We start from the raw sequence: 15834 nt of genomic DNA on the forward strand, positions 1-15834 counted from the left end.
CCTCAAATGCCCGCTACACTCTGGATCGCACCAGTAAGTTGTGTTGTAGTTGGCTTACCCAACAAACGGCTGTGTACACTATGTTTGACTGGATTCTCCGTCAGTTTTCAATTCCGCAGGACAGCATTCTGCTGTATGGCGACTATAACCTCTGGTTAGTCATACTCTCTGTGCTGATTGCCGTTTTTGCTTCTTTTATGGGTTTGCAGGTAATGTCCCAGGCCGCCGTCAGTGGCTCACCCAGGCGCCGACAGATTATGTTGCTGGTTGGCGGCATTGCGCTGGGCGGCGGTATTTGGTCGATGCATTTTATCGGCATGCTGGCCTTTGAACTTTGCACGCAGGTAGAGTACGGCTGGCTACTGACATTGCTCTCGCTGTTACCGGGAATCTGTGCCTCATGGATCGCCCTGAACCATATTAACCGCCACCGGCAAAGCTTTGTGTCGCTGCTGATCGCAGGGGTACTGGTGGGTGCCGGCATTGGCACCATGCACTACACTGGTATGGCGGCGATGCAAATGGCACCCCTACTGCGATATGACCCCTGGATGTTCAGCCTGTCGATAGTGGTTGCAGTAACGCTGGCAATGTTGTCGCTGTGGGTACGCTCCGGTTTGCACCGGGTCTGGAAAAGTGGCTACCGACCATGGCACGCAAACGTTGTTGCCAGTGTGGTAATGGGCTGTGCCATTGCCGGTATGCATTACACCGGTATGGCGGCTGCGCGCTTTGTCAGGCCGCCGGGGATGGAATTAAGTGAACAGCCTGCTGAGATCTCCATATATCTGGCACTGGGGGTAGCGGCTGTCACTGTTGTGATTATCTTTCTGGTGCTGGGGATTAATCTTATCTTCCGCTACAAAGATATATCACAACGGGCATCAGAAAGTGAACGCCGGTTGCTGGCCACAATGGATACAGCAGTAGATGGCATAGTGACAATCGACAGCCATGGTGTGATTACCAGTGTTAATCGCGCCGTACAACAATTGCTGGGCTGGTCAGCAGCTGAGCTGGTTGGTAACAATGTCAGCATGCTGACTCCTGAGCCGGTACGTTCTGAACACGATAGTTATCTGCAGCGGTATCTGGATACCGGAGAGGCCAGGATCATCGGCCAGGGAAGAGAAGTGCAGGCGGTGCATAAAAATGGCGAAAGGATAGATATTCGTCTGGCTATCGGCCATGTGCGCATGGCTAACGACGATTTTTTTGTCGGCTTTATTTCCGATATTCGTCAGCGTCTGAAGATGGAACAGTCACTGCGTGAAAACGAAGAGAAGTTTCGCTCATTTATCACCAATATCCCCGGAATTGCCTATCGTTGCGAAAGTACACCAGAGTGGCCGATGGTATTTATCAGCGACGGGGTTGAGGGGATCACCGGCTATCCGCCAGAAGACTTTGTGCTGCCTGATCCTAAACGCAGTTTCGCTGATTTGATTCATCCCGAAGATCGTAAACGGGCCGAAGTCGAAGCATCTGCTGAGGGCGCCTTTAATATTGAATACCGGCTGATCAGGCGTGATGGTGAAATTCGCTGGCTGATGGAACAGGGGGTTACCCTCAAAGATCGGCAAAGCGGAACCACCTGGCTGGACGGCTTTATTATGGATATTACCGAGCGGCGGGAAATGGAACAGGCGCTGCGGGAGGCCAAAGAAAAAGCAGAGCAGGCGGCGTCGGCCCGGGCCGCATTTATGGCCAATATGAGCCATGAAATTCGTACACCGATGAATGCGATTATCGGATTCAGTGATATTTTGCTGGAAAGTTCGCTGGAGGATGAGCAGCTACGCCACCTCAAAACCATCAATCAGTCTGCCAGGTCACTGTTGCACCTGCTGAACGATGTGCTCGACAGCGCCAAACTGGATAAGGGTAAGCTGGAGCTGGAGGTTCGCGATTTCTCGCTGATTCAGGAAGTCGATGCGGTGATCTCTACCTTATGGTTACAGGCCCGCAAAAAGGGGCTGGAGTTAAACGCTGATATCTCGCCTAAGCTACAGACCAGTTATTCCGGTTCTCCTGAGCGGATCCGGCAGGTACTGACTAACCTTATCAGCAATGCGGTGAAGTTTACTCAGCAAGGTCATGTAAGGGTCAGCGTTAAACCTCTTGCCGCTGAGCAGATAGAATTTCTGATTGAAGATACCGGTATCGGTATGACGCCGTCACAACTACAGGCGGTGTTTGAACCCTTCACCCAGGCAGATGCCTCCATGAGCCGGCGTTTTGGTGGTACAGGACTGGGTACCACCATCAGCAAACAGCTGGTGGAGCTGATGGGTGGCGAGATCAGTGCTCAGAGCGAATCGGGTAAAGGCAGTCAGTTCCGCTTTGTGCTGCCCCTCAAGCCCGGTCAGGACAAGGAGACAGAACAACAGCAGCAGATTCGTTTGCCCGCCTTGACGATTCTGGTGGTGGACGATATTCAGCAGAATATAGAGTTGTTGACCCTGTTACTGCAAAGGCAGGGGCATAAAGTGCTTAGCGCCCGGGATGGTAAACAGGCGCTGATCCGCATGCAGGCAGAGCAACAGATTGATCTGGTGCTGATGGACGTGCAAATGCCGGTGATGGACGGCCTGGCGGCAGCCAGACAAAGGCGCCAGACTGAACAGCAGCAGGGGCTTAAGCCTGTTCCCATCATTGCTCTGACCGCCAGTGTGCTGGAAGATGACAGAAAGGCGGCAAAGCAGGCCGGTATGGACGGTTTTGCCAATAAACCCGTTGATATGCAACTGTTGTCGGTAGAAATTGCAAGGGTGCTGGGCCTGGCACAAGGTGGCAGCAACGTGGCCGTTGTACAGGAAGAGTGCTCGGGTAAGCTGATTGATGAGAAAAAGGGAATTGCCCTGTGGGGCAGCAAGGAGGACTACTATCGACAGCTGAAGGCTTTTGTTAAAGAACAGGAGTCTGCTTTTAAACAACTTGCGCACAGTTGTGAAAATCAGGACTGGCAGGACCTGAAGCAAACAGCTCATAAGCTCAAAGGGATATGTGGCAATCTTTCCCTGACCAGCCTGATGCGCAGTCTGGAAAAGCTTGAAGCGGTTCTTAACAGCCACCCACAACAGTGTGACAGCCTGGTTCCACCTGCACTGACGTTGTTTGATCAAATCCGCCAGGCAATCCGTAGTGATAAAGATGCAGAGCGGAAGCAGAAAGCGACGCAATCAGCGGATCCTGCCGTTCTGATAGGTATGCTGCAAAAACTCCGCCAGGCCGCGAGCCAGAATGAGATTGACGAAACAGCACTGGATGAATTGATGAGTCACTCACTGACAGGGCATGCCAGTGAAATTAATGCAATTTATCGGGCATTGAATGATTTTGAATTCGCTCAGGCTATTCAGTCAATTGACAGCTTGATACAAGAGCTAACTCAGAGGTAATCCATCATGCAGGACATGCAAAATACTATTCTGGTTGTCGACGACGAACCAGCCAATTTGCGGGTACTCAAGCAAATCCTGCACGATGACTATCGGCTGATATTTGCCAAAAGTGGCAATGAAGCCTTGCGCCTGGCACAGCAAAATAAGCCGGATTTGATTTTGCTGGATATTATGATGCCGGATATGACCGGGCTGGAAGTCTGTAAGACCCTGAAGTCACAGACTGCTACGGCGGCTATTCCGGTGATTTTTGTGACTGCACTGAGTGATGAAACAGATGAAGCGCAGGGGTTTGACATAGGCGCGGTGGATTATATTACCAAGCCGGTATCAAAGGCGGTGGTGCGGGCAAGAGTACGTACGCATTTGTCGTTGGTGCAGGCCGATGAGCTGCGCGCAACACGTTTGCAGATCATTCAGCGACTGGGGCGGGCGGCAGAGTTTAAAGATAATGAAACCGGCATGCATGTGATGCGCATGAGCCATTATTCCAGAGTACTGGCGCTGGCTTATGGTTTCAGTGACAGCCGCGCCGATATGTTGTTGCATGCAGCACCGATGCATGATGTGGGTAAAATCGGCATTGCTGACAGCATTATGCTTAAGCCGGGTAAACTCACTGCGGAAGAGTTTGATGAAATGAAAAAACACCCACAGATTGGTGCTGAGATCCTGGGTGAGGAAGACTCGGATCTGATCAGCCTGGCGAAACAGGTTGCGCTCACCCACCATGAGAAATGGGATGGCAGTGGCTATCCTGCGGGATTAAAGGGCGAAGATATCCCTCTTGAAGGGCGAATAGTGGCAGTGGCCGATGTATTCGATGCCCTGACCAGTAAGCGCCCCTACAAAGAGGCCTGGAGCGTTGAAGAAACCCTTATCTTTATGCGGGATCAAAAGGGTAAACACTTTCAGCCCCGCCTGATTGAGTTACTGGAGCAGGAACTCGACGCCATCCTGGCGATAAAGGCACGCTTTAAAGACGAGTGACTTGCACTAACCTGATAACCGCTCGCTGTATTTACGCATCCCTGAAAATATGGGGTCAGAAATAAATGCGGGGAAATTTTCAGGTAAATCTTTCGCTACCTTGTTAATAACCCCCTCTGTTGCCAATGTCATCTCATCAAGAATTTTGTTCATTGTGTTTTCGCTGAAGCCCACTTCTTTTGCTGTGGCCAGAAAGTGTCTTCTTTGAATCATCATGCATTGATACTTTCGGCCCTTGCTTCCCTTTAAGGACATGGCCAGTTTAAGATCCCGCTCATGCAGACCTTTGGGGCTGATTGCCGGATAGGCTGAGAGAATGTCATACAGCGGCGTGAGACGGTATTGGTTGGCGGGTTCAATAAATATGGAGAAATTCTTCGCATGTCCGTCAGTTGCGCCAAGTAGCCAGAACAGAACCTGCGCACGCATGAATAAGCTGCGATCTGCTATAGGGTCACTCGCCCCCATCAACTCTTTCATAATCTGTTTAATGGCTGGGCCACGGTCCGATTCATACTTTTTTGCTGGCGATGTGCCCGTAACCTGACAAAAATCTTCCTGGGGTAAGCGCATGATCCAGGATCCATCCGCTGCGAGCTTTCTGTCGAAGCGTTTAACCGCCAGCGCTTTCATATCATCAGGGGTAATGATTTCGCACTCCGGCACCTCAAAGCCATATTCCCTGGCAATCTTAAGACATAAGTACTCATTCTCGACACTGTGTGTCATATCAATGATACGGTCATGAGATTGAATTTCGCCGATGGGAAGTTTAATGATGTGGGTGGTTGGCGTTGCATGCAACGGCAGGCACCATTGTCCGTCGTGATACAACAGCGCGGTTTTTTCCTGTGCTCCGGCCAGAGAAATGCGGAAATCATTTTCCTCTTTGAGCATGCCAAGAGGTGTCTGTGACTGATAGCCTTTAAGGATATTCGCTACCTTCTCATCATCAAGAGGCTTTGCCTGAATCTGTTTTACCTGAGGGGGGGAAGAACGGTGCGGAACAAGCTGAACTGCACCCACACAATCCCGGCCGATTTGCTCAAGAATATCAAAAGGTTCTGTTGAATCCGCATTATATCGGGCAACAATACGCTCGCGAATTTCCCGTGAGTCCGGCAGAAGATTGTCAAAATAGTTATATACCTCAGGGCCATTATAGGGTGCCTCACGTAAGGGTAAGGACAATGATATACAGCGTGTGCCGGGCGAAGTCAGCCAGCTTTTATCATAGACGAAGCTGTTTGCTCCACTGCGGGACCGTCTGTACTCGCCCACCTTTATACCATTCATATAGATATCAAGGGTATTCACTGTCACCAGCCCTCATTCCATTGTCCTGGTTCATTATGAGGAAGGCTTTGTGAGCGTTTTCCACGGGGGGTAACATCAAGCTGAAGGTCAAGGGCGGCCAGGATTTTAAAAAAGGTTTCCAGCTTGCAGGACTCAGGTTTATTCTCAAAGTCTGAAATTGTGGCAATGCGAATGCCAACCCGATCAGAAACCTGCTTTTGAGTCATACCGGCTTTTTTGCGCTGCTCTTTTATATAGGTGCTTAATTGTTCAGGCCTGGTGATATTCATAATTTAACCATTTGTTGATACGCTATAGCGTAAATAATGGAAATATACGCTACAGCGATAATTCTGTCAATATACGCCAAGGCGTAATAATTGGTATATTACGCTGCAGAGTAAATGTCCGTACTATCGCTTCAATATACTTTTTAAAAGCCGTTGACTTGCTGTGGATGTTAAAAAATCGCCGCCAGGCCAGATAGTTTGCCGACTGTTGTGTAGTCCCCCGTGCCAGCTGTTTATGCAGTCTGGCAGTCGTTGTGAATTTGGAGTGGTATTAAACTCCCGCTTTTTTTAATCCCAGAATAAGCAGGCGACGATCCAGCCAGGCCTTAAATCCATGCACTTTATCCAGCTGCATGCGCTGCAATAAAAAGGCGTAGTTTTCGCCAGCCGAGCCATAAATCAGAGCCTGAAATAAGGTTTTTACTTTACCTAAGCGGGTTGAGGTGCGGGCTTTCAGGAGCTTCAGGGCTTTGCCAATCTTTAACTCATCCTCTGTGAAGTCACAGCCAAAGGGAAATGCCGGGAACAGCCCCTTTTGTTGAAAATCCCCCAGGATTCGCTCTATAGCCTGCGGTGTATTGTTTCGCCAAAGTGCCGGTAAGCTGAAATCCTGAGCGACTTTACCGGCCTTCTGCGCCTGTTTTAATAACCCTGGCTGGAATCTTGAGTCGGCAATGCGGATTAACGCCAGGTAAACCTGTTCGTCGGCTTTTCCGCGAAGATCGGCGATGCCGTATTCGGTGATAACGATATCACGCAGATGCCGCGGAATAGTGCAGTGAGCGTAGGAAAATAATATATTGGACAGCGTTTCGGTGCCTGAGGTGCGGGTGCTGCGTATGGTTAGTATGGAGCGGGCGCCTTCAAGTTCATGGGCCATGGCGACAAAGTTATATTGCCCGCCAACGCCACTTAACACCCGGCCATCTTCCAGCCCGTCAGAAACCGCGGCGCCATCCAGCGTGCATTGCATCGCGGAGTTGATAAAGCGGCCGGCAACCCGCTGCGCCACCTTAAGGCGCTGATCGCCAAAGCGATGATCGTTAAGATCATTAATATAGTTCACGCTGCTCATGCAGATAAGCCTGCGCTGTTCGCCTGTCAGTTGCGCCAGTTTGTGATAAAAATCTCTGGGCCCCAGATAAAATCCGCCATGCATGACAACACCCTGTCGTAACCGGGCATCATCGTTGTGCTTTGGATCTAAAACCCCCTGGTTGATCTGCTCCTGTAGCCCGGCGTCTGGATAAACCTTCCGGCTCAGGATGCCTGCTTCCAGCAGATGGATAAAACCATCTACCATCATCTCACTACAACCATACAGGCCTTTTTTAAACGGGGCGGTACCACCGTATTCTTCGGCGACCGGGAAACGCTCTGCGACTCTAAGATTACGGTAAAGTTGTTGCCAGTAGTCGTTATTCTGATGCCGCAGGCAGGTGCTGTAGATTAATGCCGAGCCTAATGAACCGATACCAACCTGCAATGTACCACCATCTTTCAGCAGGCTGCTGGCATAAAAACCAATCATATGATCCTGAGCACTGATCGGAGTTTGCGGGACGGAGAAAAGAGGATACTCCGTTTCTTTATTGTGTAGTACAAGGTCAAACGTGGTGACAGGAACAGCAGCATCGGGGCCGAAAAAAGGCAGATTGCTATTACACTCCGCTACCAAAGCTATCGGCTTGTCTTTGGTTTCTGCTGCCCGCAGATTCCGGAATAAATCCAGTGACAAATCAGGGTTACAACTGAGGCTGAACTGCTGCGGATAATCGGGGGCTGTATCAGGCGCGACCAATTGCCCGACAACATTAACACCCAGTGCGATTAAATCACGCATCGCGTGAGTGTAATTGGTGCAGATATACCGGCGCTGCTGTTCAGGATGATTGAGAAAATTACCGGCCTGGAAGAAAAACTCTGAAACCTTAACGTTGTCAGGCAGTTCACGATTGAGCACATCTCTGGCATACGCCAGCTCAGGTATATCGCCGTACAGACGTGCAACAAAAGGATCCATAAAGCGCTTTTCGAGACCCTGGGAAGGCTTCGGCGGCACCAGTGACAGCGCAGTGACAATATGCAGCTCTATGCTGGGATCTTGTTTGGCGCGCCGATATAAGGCGTTAGCAAAATGAACGGGCTTGCCCAAACCGAGCGGCAGACCCAGGGTAATTTTCTTGCCGACCCGTTGAATGACCTGGTCAACGCCTACATTGCTGCTGAAAACTCTTTGTGGGCGCTCCTGGGTCATAGTGAAACTCTTTTGTCTTTGCGTACAGGCTATCAGCTTATCTGCTGCAGACAAAGCTCAGGCAATGGGAGGTTTGGCGCCTGTGCGTTATCAAAGGTGACTATAAAGGCCGACATGGCTTGTTTAGAATATTGGCTGTCAGAGAGGCGAAATTGCCGAGGAAGAAAATTTTGGTCACGGTGAGTTCAGGGAGTCACCAGATGTTAGTGATGGCTCTCGGTAGAGTGACTGGAAGAGATGGCCCGCCCGAGAGGATTCGAACCTCTGACCTCTGCCTCCGGAGGGCAGCGCTCTATCCAGCTGAGCTACGGGCGGTTTCAGATTGAGCCCGGACGTGGAATCTGTCAGTGGTTGAAACCGGTAAGGCCCAGGCGCGGCGTACTATGCCGCAAACAGCAGGTGAAATCAATCCGGATCTGTTGTTTAGGGCGGCATTTTTGTGCACAACGCCTGTTCGGATAAAGTAATCAAATATGCCTTATCGGGTCCGGAGGGATTCGGGCGCGGGGCAAGTCTCTTGCTTTCTGATTTGAGCCAATCTCCCTTTGCGTGAGTATTAAAAGGTTGTAGGGCACTGATTAACCGTTATAATCTTGGCCCAGAAAAAATTGTTTATACAGACCAGTGGCAGTGGGAGTCCGTAGTGAAGATTAAAACGTTAATGATTTTTGGAATTGGATTGATAGTGGCGTTTGCCGGTCAGGCATACGATTCTTCAGATGATGCCATTAAAGATCGCATTAAACCTATTGGTCAGGTGCGGGTTGCCGGTGCTGAAGCCGAAACTGCAGCTGCAGATTCGGGCCCGCGTTCAGGTCAGGAAATTTATCAGACTTCCTGTTTCGCCTGTCACGGAACCGGTGCCATGGGCGCGCCAAAATCAGGTGTGGCGGATGACTGGAAGCCACGTATGGAGCAAGGGTTTGACACCATGCTGAGTAATGCCATTAATGGCATTGGCGCGATGCCACCAATGGGAACCTGTGCGAATTGTTCAGATGATGATATCAAAGCGGCTATCGAACATATGATCGATGGGCTCTAATCTATTCAAAGATAAGTAATTTCTGAGTAACACAGGCCACCTTTTTGGTGGCCTTTTGTTATCAATTGCGCTATTTTTGTCCGGTTGGCGATACTAATATAAAGACATAAAACAAATAACTCGCTTTCATAAAAGGCATTATGAGCAACGACAAAAATGCTGAAGCCCTTAGTGCAGAGGAGTTACGGGCACTTGTACCGAAGCTTCAGCAACTGACAGAAAAATACAGACAGGCAGAGACTTTACAAAAGGCTCTGTTTGATATTTCCGAACTCGCTAATTCTGTGAGTGAGCTGTCGCGCCTGTATCCCGCTATTCACGATATTATCAGTGGCATGATGAATGCCCGCAATTTTTTTGTTGCCTTGTATGAACAGAATACTGAATTGGTGGACTTCGTTTACTTTGTTGATGAATTCGACGAGCTGAATGTTCGCCAGTTGCCCTCATCTGTTTTGAAAAAGGGTATAACAGGCCACGTATTGCGAACCGGTGAGCCGTTGTTCCTGCCCAAAGAAACTTATAAACAACATCTGAAGCATATTGGCGCAGAAGAGCTCGGTTCAGATCCTGTAGATTGGATTGGTGTGCCGTTAAAGCGTGGTACTCAGGTAATTGGTGCCATGGTGGTGCAGAGTTATGATGAATCAGTGCGTTACGGCGAGCAGGATCTGGAATTGCTGGTGTTTGTCTCCCAGCATATCGTTAACGCGGTGGATCGTGTCAAGAGCCGTGAGATAACCGAGAAAACCATTCGTGAACGCACCCGCCAGCTGCGTACTATTAATGAAGAGCTGCAGGAAGAGATTCAGGAACGACAGAAGATTGAATCTCTGCAACAAGCCCTTTTTGAGATATCTGAGCTGTCTGCGAATGTCGAAGGCGACATGCTGTCTTTTTATGCCAGCCTGCATGACATTTTGTCGCGTTTGCTGAGTGCGCCCAACTGCTATGTGGCGCTACTTGATGACAAGAGCCAGCACCTCGAGTTTCCCTATTACAGTGATGAAAAAGAGCAGCAGATTGAATCCCGGCCGCTGGGTAAGGGGCTGACCGAGTATGTACTGACTACCGGGCAGGCTGCGTTGATTGATCTTCCAAGAGCCCGGGCCCTGGCATCCAGTGGTGAACTGGATGATGAAGTCAGTGAGCGGATGATTGAACGGAACAACTGTTGGCTCGGTTCACCCCTGGTTGTCGAAGGGGATATTTCCGGGGTCATTGCCGTACAGACGTACGAAAATGATAAAGGCTATTCCCTTAAGGATCTGGAGTTACTGAAATTCGTTTCCCATCATATTGCAGTGGCTATGGAGCGAAAACGGGCCGCCGAAGCGACTCAGGAAATGAATCAGCAACTGGCTGATAAAGTGAAAGCGCGTACCGAGGAATTATATAAAACGAATCAGCATCTGAAAAAGCAGATCGAAGAGCGTAAAGAAATAGAGCTCAAGTTAATCCATGATGCCCATCATGATGCTCTGACTGACCTGCCAAACCGGGTACTCTTTACAAACCGCCTGGAACTGGGGGTTGCTAATAAGAAGCGTCATCCGGAACACAATTTTGCGGTACTTTTTATCGACCTCGACAGATTTAAACTGATCAACGACACCATTGGTCATCATGCTGGCGATATGTTCCTGATCGAGGTGTCTAAGCGCATTGGTCAGTGTATTCGTGGCCATGATTTGCTCGCCCGGCTCGGTGGCGACGAGTTTGTCATTCTGCTGGATTGTCTTGACCATGAAGACGATGCAGAAGAGGTCGCAACCCGCATTATCGAGTTACTGGGTAAGCCCTTTATCCTGGATGACAAAGAAATGTACTCGGGCGCCAGTATCGGCATCGCATTTCTGCAAAGCTGGTACTCGAATGCTGATGAAGTGATTCGTGATGCTGATGCCGCTATGTATCAGGCCAAGGCCTTCGGGCGAGGCCGTTATATGACATTTGATTCGAGTATGCGTGACCGGCTGCTCGAAGAAGTGGAGCTGGAGAGTGAATTCCGGCGTATGCTCAAGGAGGGGTTGTTTGAATGCTTCTGTCAGCCTACCGTTGATCTTACCAGTAACGAATGGATCTATCTGGAGTGCTATATCCGCTGGTTACACCCGACGCTGGGCAAGGTGAAAAGAGAGCAATTCTGGAATGTGGCGGAGCATACCGGGCTGACCATAGAGATGGATAACTTTATGCTCGAAAAGGCCTGTGAAAGTCTGAGTAAGCTCCAGTCTGAGGCAACTAAGCCCCTGCGCGTTGCCATGAACCTGAGTATTAATCATATTTTACAGACCAAGCTTGTAACTCAACTTCTCAATCAGCTCGGTGAATACCATATTTCACCTGAACAACTGGTATTGGAATTTGATGAGAATGCTCTGAATCAGCGCTCTCAACACGTATTACCGGCGTTGAAGAAGCTTAAAAAGGCGGGTGTGACCCTGGTGCTGGATAATTTCGGAAGTGGCCTGGCATCATTGAGTTATCTGTATTCCTACCCCTTTGATTATGTGAAGATCGACCATCGATTTGTGAAATCTCTGCCCAGGTCTCAAAAGAATCTTAAGATGATTCAATCTGTCCTGAGTATTGCCGAACACCTGGGTTTCAAGTTGATTGCTGAAGGTATTGATCGGGAAGAGCAGTTAGCGGCGCTACGTGAAATTGGTTGTGAACTGGGGCAGGGGAATATTGTGGTACAGGCTCAACGACTGGAAGACTTACAGCCTAAAGACATTGGTGTAGTGGTCGCCGGTTAACCAGTTATCAGTTCCCAGTCCTCAGTGGTCAGACAGGGACTATATCTTTATGATTATCCTGGATCCTGCAGATGTGCTACCGCCCGTGAGTCAACCGCCGAATCCAGGATTATATCAACTGAAACAGATACGACTGATAACTGAATACTGATAGCTGAAAACTCACTTGTTCAGCAGATTACGCAGGTTGGCAATACCTGTTTGTCCTTTTTGCTGGCGCTGTTCAGCACTGACCTTCGGCTTTTTATCTTCCCAGACTAAGTCATCCTGAGGTAATTCGTACAAAAAGCGACTCGGTTCAGGGTTCAGGAGTTCGCCATATTGGCGTCTTTCCCGTGTCAGGGTAAAAAACAGCTCACGCTGTGCCCGGGTTACACCTACATAGGCCAGTCGACGTTCCTCTTCTATATTATCTTCATCAATACTGCTTTGGTGTGGCAGCAACCCTTCTTCCATGCCAACCATAAATACATAGGGGAATTCCAGGCCCTTGGATGCATGTAATGTCATCAACTGAACCTGATCGGTATCTTCTTTATCTTCCCCCCGTTCCATCATGTCCCTTAAGATCAATCGGTTAACCACCTCTGGCAAGGTCATCGGAGGTTCAAGCTCATCGCCTTCGAGCATATTAGTGATCCAGCCAAACAGTGTGCTGATATTACTCATGCCCATTTCCGCAGCTTTGGGGCTGGTACTGGTGGCATACAGCCATTCTTCATACTGCATGCTTTTGATCATTTCCCGGATCCCTGCCTGAGTATCGCCCCGCATTACATTGTCGGCGAGCCCGACAATCCAGCGGTTGAAATTCTCGATCGCTGTCAGACCTTTGCCGGATATAACGCTTCCCAGTTGTGGATGACAGGCCGCTTCAAACAGCGATACGTGCAGTTCGTTGGCGAAATTTCCCAGTTTTTCAAGGGTTGCGCGGCCAATGCCACGGGTAGGGGTATTGATGATCCGCAACAAGGCATTGTCATCGTCCTGATTCACCAACAGACGCAGATAGGCCATGATGTCTTTTACCTCAGCGCGGGCAAAGAATGACATGCCACCATTTATCTTGTAAGGAATACGATTACTCATCATCACCTTTTCAAACAAGCGTGACTGATGATTACCCCGATACAAGACTGCATAGTCTTTATATTGAGTATTGTTCATAAACTTGTGCGCCATCAGTTCTGCCACTACCCGCTCAGCTTCGTGATCCTCATTTTTTGCCAGCAGGATCTTGAGGGGCTCGCCATAACCCAGTTCTGAATACAGCTTCTTGTCAAAAACATGGGGGTTGTTCTGGATGAGGATATTAGCGCAGTGAAGAATACGTCCCGAAGAGCGATAATTCTGCTCCAGTTTGACCACTCTGAGCGCAGGGAAATCTTTTTGCAGCAGCACCAGGTTCTGTGGCTTAGCGCCACGCCAGGAGTATATGGACTGGTCGTCATCACCAACCACGGTAAAACGAGCCCGTTCTCCGACTAGCAGGCGCACCAGTTCATACTGACTGGTATTGGTATCCTGGTACTCATCTACCAGCATATAGCGTATGCGCTTTTGCCACTTCAGGCGTACATGCTCTTTATGCCTTAGAAGCAAGGTTGGCAACATAATCAGATCGTCGAAATCTAATGCGTTGTAGGCCCGCAGGTTTTGTTGGTAGCGGAGGTAAAACTGGGCGAACTCCAGTTCGCCAGCAGACAGTGCCTTTTTCTGCAGTTGCTCCGGCATAATCAGGTCATTCTTCCATGAAGAGATGCAGTTTTGTAACAGGAATAATTGTTCTTTATCACCGTCCAGCTTTTCCATGGTCAGATCTTTAAGCAATGCCATGCTGTCTTTGTCATCAAACAGGGAAAACCCGGGTTTAAGACCGATTTCTTTCACCTCAGACTTGATAATGTTGAGACCGAGGGTGTGAAAGGTAGAGATTTTGAGCCCACGGGACTCCTGCTTGCCCAATGTCAGGGCAACACGTTCTTTCATTTCCCGTGCAGCTTTATTGGTAAAGGTTACCGCGAGGATATAACGGGCGGGTACATCACAATCACGCACCAGATACGCAATTTTATTGGTAATCACCCGGGTTTTCCCGCTGCCGGCACCGGCAAGCACCAGACAAGGTCCTGAAATAAAGGTGACCGCCTGATTTTGTGCCTGGTTAAGTTTCATGCGTGATTAATACCAAAGCTGATAACATCGTCGATAGCGTTTTGGCCTAATGCCAGCATCATCAGTCGATCAATGCCGACCGCCACACCGGCGCAATCCGGCAAGCCAGCATGAAGTGCGGCGAGCAGATGCGTATCAACGGGTTTCTCTTGTTTGCCGTTTTGTCGCCGCTTCAGATTATCCTGTTCGAAACGTTGCCGCTGTTCATCTGCATCGGTCAGTTCATGGAAACCATTGGCCAGTTCGACCCCCTGATAATAGAGCTCAAAACGTTCAGCCACACGAGCGTCTTCGGGACTAAGCCGGGCTAGTGCTGCCTGTGAGGCAGGGAAGTCATAAATAAAACAGGGTGCCTGCCGACCAATTTGTGGTTCAATCACTTCACAAAACAGCAATTGTAAAAGCGTGTCTTTATCCTCTTCGTGTTCGGCCAGTTCGTTATGGCCCAGGCCAATAACGGCTTGTCGCAGAGTCTGTAGATCGGCGATCAGAGGATCTATGTTCAGATAGTGCACAAAGGCTTGTTGATAGCTAAGCCTGCTTGCGGCTGAGGTGTTGCAGATACGCTGCATCAGCTCATCCAGTTCCTGCATCAGCTGATGATGATCAAAGTCAGGCCTGTACCACTCGAGTATGGTGAATTCCGGATTATGAAAACGGCCGCACTCTTCATTACGAAAAGCCTTACAGATTTGATAAATTGAACCACTACCCGCTGCCAGTAAACGCTTCATGGCAAATTCCGGAGAGGTTTGCAGGTAAAGGGTCTTGCCGTTGGCTAAACCGGGGCCGGTATACCGCGTGCTGAAACTTTGCAGGTGCAGATCGGTCACCGTGGCCAGAGACAAACAGGGAGTTTCTACTTCCATCACCTTGCGGTGTGCAAAAAACTGTCTGATCTGTGCAATTAAACCGGCCCGTTGAGCTAATACTGATATTTGTGCGCTGGGACGCCAGCTATTGTTGCCGACAGGGTCTGTCATGGAGATGAAGAATCCTGAAAAGATAAGCCCACCACAGGTGGGCTGTTTGGGGATAATAACGCCTATTTCTGAGCCCGGGAAACATACTCGCCGCTGCGGGTATCGACCTTGATCACTTCGCCGGTTTGCACAAACAGTGGTACCCTGACTACAGCACCCGTTGCCAGTGTGGCGGGTTTACCGCCCGTTCCTGCGGTATCACCCTTGAGACCCGGATCCGTTTCGGTTATCTCCAGTTCGACGAAATTCGCCGGGGAAACGCTAATGGGGGCGCCATTCCACAATGTCAGGGTACAGACATCGTTTTCTACCAGCCATTTGGCGTTGTCGCCAACGGCTTTGCTGTCTGCGGCAATTTGCTCGAAGGTTTCATTATTCATAAAGTGCCAGAATTCGCCGTCGCTGTATAAATAAGCGAGATCGATATCGATGACATCGGCACCGTCTACCGTATCACCGGACTTAAAGGTTTTTTCCAACACTTTTCCGGAGATCAGCTTGCGGATCTTAACCCGATTAAAAGCCTGTCCTTTTCCCGGTTTGACGTATTCATTTTCCATCACGTTACAGGGCTCACCATCAAGCATGATTTTTAACCCAGCTTTAAACTCATTTGTGCTGTAAGATGCCAT

At 49.5% G+C, this 15834-nt stretch carries 10 protein-coding genes and 1 tRNA gene; 4 read left to right on the forward strand and 7 right to left on the reverse strand.

The window, feature by feature from the left end:
• Positions 1 to 80 precede the first annotated feature (80 nt).
• Positions 81 to 3401 carry an MHYT domain-containing protein gene (locus CDA54_RS12250; protein WP_099035314.1) on the forward strand — a complete coding sequence of 1107 codons (3321 nt, stop codon included), beginning with the start codon at positions 81 to 83 and terminating at the stop codon, positions 3399 to 3401.
• Positions 3402 to 3407: 6 nt separating this feature from the next.
• Positions 3408 to 4394: a response regulator gene (locus CDA54_RS12255; RefSeq protein ID WP_099035315.1), complete on the forward strand. Its 987-nt coding sequence runs from the start codon at positions 3408 to 3410 to the stop codon at positions 4392 to 4394.
• Between the two features lie 6 nt (positions 4395 to 4400).
• Here the strand turns inward: CDA54_RS12255 and CDA54_RS12260 are convergent, their stop codons facing one another.
• From CDA54_RS12260 to CDA54_RS12275, 4 genes are all read right to left on the reverse strand, one after another.
• Positions 4401 to 5711, reverse strand: a complete 1311-nt coding sequence (locus tag CDA54_RS12260; RefSeq protein ID WP_099035316.1) for a type II toxin-antitoxin system HipA family toxin — start codon at positions 5709 to 5711, stop codon at positions 4401 to 4403.
• A gap of 2 nt (positions 5712 to 5713) precedes the next feature.
• Positions 5714 to 5980, reverse strand: a complete 267-nt coding sequence (locus tag CDA54_RS12265) for a helix-turn-helix domain-containing protein (protein WP_099035317.1) — start codon at positions 5978 to 5980, stop codon at positions 5714 to 5716.
• Between the two features lie 271 nt (positions 5981 to 6251).
• The gene (locus CDA54_RS12270) at positions 6252 to 8237 is read right to left on the reverse strand and encodes an acetyl-CoA hydrolase/transferase C-terminal domain-containing protein (RefSeq protein ID WP_099035318.1); all 1986 of its coding nucleotides are present in this window, start codon (positions 8235 to 8237) and stop codon (positions 6252 to 6254) included.
• A 238-nt stretch (positions 8238 to 8475) separates the two neighbouring features.
• A tRNA-Arg gene (locus tag CDA54_RS12275) sits at positions 8476 to 8552 on the reverse strand.
• Positions 8553 to 8880: 328 nt separating this feature from the next.
• On the opposite strand from CDA54_RS12275, the gene CDA54_RS12280 reads away from it, so the two are divergent.
• Positions 8881 to 9282 (forward strand): c-type cytochrome, encoded by a 402-nt coding sequence (locus CDA54_RS12280; RefSeq protein WP_373286094.1) that lies wholly within the window; start codon positions 8881 to 8883, stop codon positions 9280 to 9282.
• 140 nt (positions 9283 to 9422) lie between these two features.
• Entirely contained in the window at positions 9423 to 12044 is a 2622-nt protein-coding gene (locus tag CDA54_RS12285; protein ID WP_099035320.1) for a bifunctional diguanylate cyclase/phosphodiesterase, read from the forward strand.
• 162 nt (positions 12045 to 12206) lie between these two features.
• On the opposite strand, the gene rep is transcribed toward CDA54_RS12285, so the two are convergent.
• The 3 genes from rep to efp all read right to left on the reverse strand — a co-directional run bounded on the left by rep (position 12207) and on the right by efp (position 15834).
• Positions 12207 to 14219, reverse strand: coding sequence for a DNA helicase Rep (gene rep, locus CDA54_RS12290; RefSeq protein WP_099035321.1), 2013 nt, complete (start codon positions 14217 to 14219; stop codon positions 12207 to 12209).
• Positions 14216 to 15202, reverse strand: a complete 987-nt coding sequence (gene epmA, locus CDA54_RS12295; RefSeq protein ID WP_099035322.1) for an elongation factor P--(R)-beta-lysine ligase — start codon at positions 15200 to 15202, stop codon at positions 14216 to 14218. The genes rep and epmA overlap by 4 nt, the downstream gene beginning before the upstream one ends.
• A gap of 62 nt (positions 15203 to 15264) precedes the next feature.
• Entirely contained in the window at positions 15265 to 15834 is a 570-nt protein-coding gene (gene efp, locus CDA54_RS12300; protein ID WP_099035323.1) for an elongation factor P, read from the reverse strand.

This window comes from Lacimicrobium alkaliphilum (genome assembly GCF_002591895.1).
Lineage (GTDB): Bacteria > Pseudomonadota > Gammaproteobacteria > Enterobacterales > Alteromonadaceae > Lacimicrobium > Lacimicrobium alkaliphilum.